This window comes from Mycobacterium sp. E1715 (assembly GCF_001667625.1).
Taxonomy (GTDB): domain Bacteria; phylum Actinomycetota; class Actinomycetes; order Mycobacteriales; family Mycobacteriaceae; genus Mycobacterium.
Genome location: NZ_LZJJ01000511.1, coordinates 1 through 4,477, shown reverse-complemented (window position 1 = coordinate 4,477; position 4,477 = coordinate 1). Strand labels below are relative to the sequence as shown.

The following is a 4,477-nucleotide window of genomic DNA, read 5'->3' as shown; positions in this document are numbered from 1 at the left end:
CCTGGTCGACGGCGGCGATGAGCAGATCGATTACCTCGGTGGCCAGCACGCCGATCCGGGAGTTCGTGTCGTTCATGGCGTGCATCCCCTCGAAACGCCGTGTCGCGTACCGTCCAGAAGTCTAGAGTCGCAACCCCGGTTACACAGGAGGTCCGCTTGGGCAAGACGGATATCGCGGCGCTCCTCGCGGTCGGGTCCGCCCTGATGGTGGGTTTCGGAGACGTCATCCAGCAGCGATCCGCCCAACAGGTCACCGACAAGCCGGTCGGAACCATGGCTCTGTTCCGCCAGCTCCTGCGCGATCGGCAATGGTGGACGGGCAGCCTGGTGGCCGCCGCCGGGTTCGGCTTGCAGGCAGCGGCGCTTGACCTGGGCTCGGTGGTGCTGGTGCAGGCGCTGTTGGTGACGTCGTTGCTGTTCGCGTTGCTGATCAGCGCGCGGACCAATCACCGGAGAATCACGGCGCGGCAAGGCATTTGGGCCGTGCTGCTGGCCGCGGCGGTCGCGGTGGTCGTGACGGTCGGCGACCCCCAGGAGGGAACGCCGCGCGGGTCTGTGCATACCTGGAGCATCGTGGCATTGGTCATGGGTCCGGCGCTGATCCTGTGCGTGATCGGCGCGCGCATGTTCCCCGGCACCGTTGGCGCGCTGCTGCTGGGTCTGATGTCGGGCTCGCTGTGGGGATTGTTTTCGGTACTGACCAAGGGTGTGGTCGACCAGCTGGACCGCGGCATCCCCGCGCTGCTGCGCCTGCCCGAGGTGTACGTGTGGGTGGTGGTGGCCATCGCGGCGACGGCCTGGGAGCAGTCCGCGTTTCGGGCCGGTCCGCTCACCGCGTCGCTTCCGGCCGTGACCGTCGCCGAGCCCGTCGTCGGATCGGTGCTCGGCGTCACCGTGCTCGGTGAGACGCTGCGCACCAACGACATCGGCCTGGTGGCACTGGGCCTGTCGGTCGCGGTGATGGCGGCCGCGACCGTGGCACTCGCCCACAGCCAGGCCGCCGGGGCCCCGCCGACCGGCGAAAAGCCCGCGGTGTCAGCTTGATCAGATGCGCGAGCCGACCCGGTGCGCCGTGCCGTCCGGATCGACATAGGCGAATTCGCGCAGACCGTAGGGAGTGTCCTGCGGTGGGAGCAGGCGGCCCTCGAGGTCTTCCAGTGCAGCCCACTCCGCATGGAGGACGTCGGCATCGCTGACGTAGAGGTACACGCTTGCACCGGTTCGCAACGGGTCGTGCTCGTCCCACTCCGTCAGGTGGATGGATACGGATCCACGGTCGACGAACCCGTAGCGATCTGGTCCGTCGTATGCGCGTGCAGCGAAGCCGAGTCGTCGATAGCGATCCAGGGCGACGTCGAGATTCCGTACCGGGACGATCGGCGCTACCGAGGTGAAGTCAACTGCGGTCACACCGCGAACATATCGCTTGGCCCCGAACCCCCTCGCGACACCCGGCCGCTGACGTACGCTGCATCGGACCGACTTCTGAATAGGGGACGCGCTGGGGGTGCGCGAAAAGGCTTGCCTAGGCAGGAAAGGCATTCGACATGCGCCAGCTGACAGCTTCAGTCGCCATAGCCGCCGCCGGAATACTGCTCGCCGGCTGCAGCCACGATGGCGGGAGCGCCGCGTCGTCGACCACCAGCAGCACCACGGCTGTGGCTAAGACGCCCCTCATCAAGGCCCAGCTGCCCGACCTCATGCTCAGCCCTAGCGATATCGACACGATGCTGGGGGTCACCGGCACCACCAGCGACCCACCGAAGACCGCGCTGGAAGAAGACACAGCCAAGCGCAGCGACTACACGCTTCCCGCCGAATGCAAGTACGCCCTCCACGCGGCCCTGGCACCCGTTTATGCGGACAGCGGGTACACGGCGGTTTACGGCTACCACGACCTTGCACCCACTCCCCCGGGCGCGGATGACCTGGAAAGCCCTGACGTGTACCAGTTTGTCGTGTTGTTCCCCGCGCCCGACCAGGCGAACGCGTTTTTCACCACCTCATCGCAGCAATGGCCCGCCTGCGCCAACCGCTTGGACACCGTGCCCGCCGACGGCGCCCATCCCGAACTCCAGTGGAAGGTCGGACCGGTCACCAACGCCAACGGGGTGCTGAGCACGACCGTAACGCTGAGCTTCAGCCGTAACGGCGTGAATTTGACCGTCCCGTGTCAGCGGGCGTTGACCGTTCGCAGCAACGTCGTCGTCGACGTGGACGCATGCCGCAAGGACGCGGGAGATCTCGGCATCAACATCGCCAACCAGATCGCCGGGAAGATCGGCAAGCAATAGGACCTCAATGGCCGCCCGCCGTTCATCCATCGGCGGTAGCTGCTCGCCGCGCCCCCGGCGTACGATCTTGCGGCCGAACCCGGTCAAGCGACGACACTTGCGCCACCAACGATCCTGGCGGTAAGCCGTAGCTGCACCCGGCGTCGCGACGCGGTTTCGTGCAGTCTGCTCGGATGGTCGGCGGCGGGGTGTCGAGGAGGAAACGCATGGGCGCATCGGAGAAGGCGGCCGAACGCGGCGGCGGACGGCCGGTGATCCACCTCTCGCAGCTGCTGCGTGCGCCGGTGCTGGCCCGCGCCGGGGAAACGGTGGGCCGTGTCGAGGACGTGATCGTGCGGCTGCGGGGCGCCGACGAGTACCCCCTTGTCACCGGGATCGTGGCCGGGGTCGGCGGGCGGCGGGTGTTCATCGGTGACAAATCGATCGACGAGTACGCCGCGGACCGAGTCCTGTTGACCAAGAACAAGGTTGACCTTCGCGGCTTCGAGCGCCGTGAAGGTGAGGTGCTGCTGCGCGCCGACGTGTTGGGCCACCGGCTGATCGATGTGGCCAATGTCGAGCTGATCCGCGCCTACGACGTGGAACTGGAAGACACCGGCGCCGGATGGATGCTGACGCGCGTGGACACCCGACGGCCACCGCGGTTGTTCGGACTGATCAGGCAGTCGGGCGGGCACGCGGCCCGCGATTGGAAGGCGTTCGAGCCGCTGATCGGCGACGCCCGCTCGGACGCCGTGCGGCGCCTGTCGGACCGCTTCGGCGAGTTCAAGGCCGCCGAGATCGCCGACCTTCTCGAGGAGGCGGACAAGGCCGAGGGCGGCGAGATCCTCGACCGCGTGCGCAGCGACCCCGAACTGGAAGCCGACGTGTTCGAAGAGCTGGAGCCGGACAAGGCCAGCCGGCTCCTCGACGGCATGCCCGACAACGAGGTCGCCGCGCTGCTGGGCCGGATGCGGGCCGACGACGCCGCCGACGCGATCGCCGACCTGCGCCAGTCGCGGCGCCGGCGCGTGCTGGAGTTGATGCCGGGCCCGCAGCGCACCAAGGTCATCACCCTGATGGGCTTCAACCCCGAGAGCGCCGGCGGCCTGATGAACGTCGACTTCGTCTCGTGCGCGGCCGCCACCACGGCGGCCGAAGCGCTGGCGCTGATCGCGTCCGCCGGCACCATACAGCCGGAGGCGCTGATCAAAGTGCATGTGATCGACGAGGACAGACGGCTCGACGGTGTCGTCTCGGTCATCACCTTGTTGCAGGCCCCGGCCGGTGAAACCCTTGCGCGGCTGATGGATTCCGATCCGGTGCGGGTCACGCCGGACGCCGACCTGACCGATGTCGCGCTGTTGATGGCCGACTTCAACCTCTACTCCATCCCGGTGGTCGACGACCAGGATCGCGTGCTCGGGGTGGTCACCGTCGACGACGTGCTCGAGGCGACCATCCCGGAGGATTGGCGCCGGCGAGAGCCCGCGCCGCGTCCCGTGCGCGAGATTCCCGGTGACCAGAGCGCGCGCGTGCCGGGAGGTAATGCGCTGTGACGACCGGTCGCGAAGAGATTCACCGGCCCAGCGCGGTGCTGGACGCCGCGCACCTCGGTGACATCGAGGGCGCGTTCGGTCGCATCAGCGTCGGCGAAACCGAGCACGGCCGCACCTGGAAGACGCGGTTGCTGACCCTGCTCGCGATCGTCGGTCCCGGAATCATCGTGATGGTCGGCGACAACGACGCCGGCGGCGTCGCCACCTACGCCCAGGCCGGACAGAACTACGGCTACTCCCTGCTGTGGGTGCTGCTGCTGTTGATACCCGTCCTGATCGTCAACCAGGAGATGGTGGTGCGGCTCGGCGCGGTCACCGGCGTCGGGCACGCGCGGCTGATCAACGAACGCTTCGGCCGCGGCTGGGGCTGGTTCTCGGTCGGCGACCTGTTCCTGCTCAACTTCCTGACGATCGTCACCGAATTCATCGGCATCAGCCTGGCCGCCGAATTCATCGGCGTCTCCAAATACGTTGTGGTGCCGGTCTCGGCGGTGGCGCTGGTCGCGATCATGGCGAGCGGGAGCTTCCGCCGCTGGGAGCGCGCCATGTTCATTTTCATCGCCGTGACGCTGCTGCAGATCCCGATGCTGCTGATGTCCCACCCCCAGTGGCGTCAGGCCGCCAAATCGTTCGTGATACCCAGCA

Annotated in this window: 5 protein-coding genes; 4 read left to right on the top strand and 1 reads right to left on the bottom strand. The window is 67.6% G+C overall.

What is annotated here, in order from left to right; translation table 11 throughout:
• The first annotated feature begins 156 nt into the window (after window positions 1–156).
• Window positions 157–1,044 (top strand): DMT family transporter, encoded by an 888-nt coding sequence (locus A9X03_RS25115; RefSeq protein ID WP_067748257.1) that lies wholly within the window; start codon window positions 157–159, stop codon window positions 1,042–1,044.
• On the opposite strand, the gene A9X03_RS25110 is transcribed toward A9X03_RS25115, so the two are convergent.
• Window positions 1,045–1,410: a VOC family protein gene (locus A9X03_RS25110; RefSeq protein WP_067782096.1), complete on the bottom strand. Its 366-nt coding sequence runs from the start codon at window positions 1,408–1,410 to the stop codon at window positions 1,045–1,047. It lies immediately after the preceding gene.
• A gap of 137 nt (window positions 1,411–1,547) precedes the next feature.
• Here A9X03_RS25110 and A9X03_RS25105 point away from each other — a divergent pair, with 137 nt between their 5' ends.
• The 3 genes from A9X03_RS25105 to A9X03_RS25095 all read left to right on the top strand — a co-directional run.
• Window positions 1,548–2,294: a sensor domain-containing protein gene (locus tag A9X03_RS25105; protein WP_068263515.1), complete on the top strand. Its 747-nt coding sequence runs from the start codon at window positions 1,548–1,550 to the stop codon at window positions 2,292–2,294.
• A gap of 206 nt (window positions 2,295–2,500) precedes the next feature.
• Window positions 2,501–3,832, top strand: a complete 1,332-nt coding sequence (locus A9X03_RS25100; RefSeq protein ID WP_067782089.1) for a magnesium transporter MgtE N-terminal domain-containing protein — start codon at window positions 2,501–2,503, stop codon at window positions 3,830–3,832.
• Window positions 3,829–4,477 (top strand): NRAMP family divalent metal transporter (locus A9X03_RS25095; protein ID WP_231975463.1); only part of this gene is annotated, 649 nt, incomplete at its 3' end. The genes A9X03_RS25100 and A9X03_RS25095, both read left to right, overlap by 4 nt.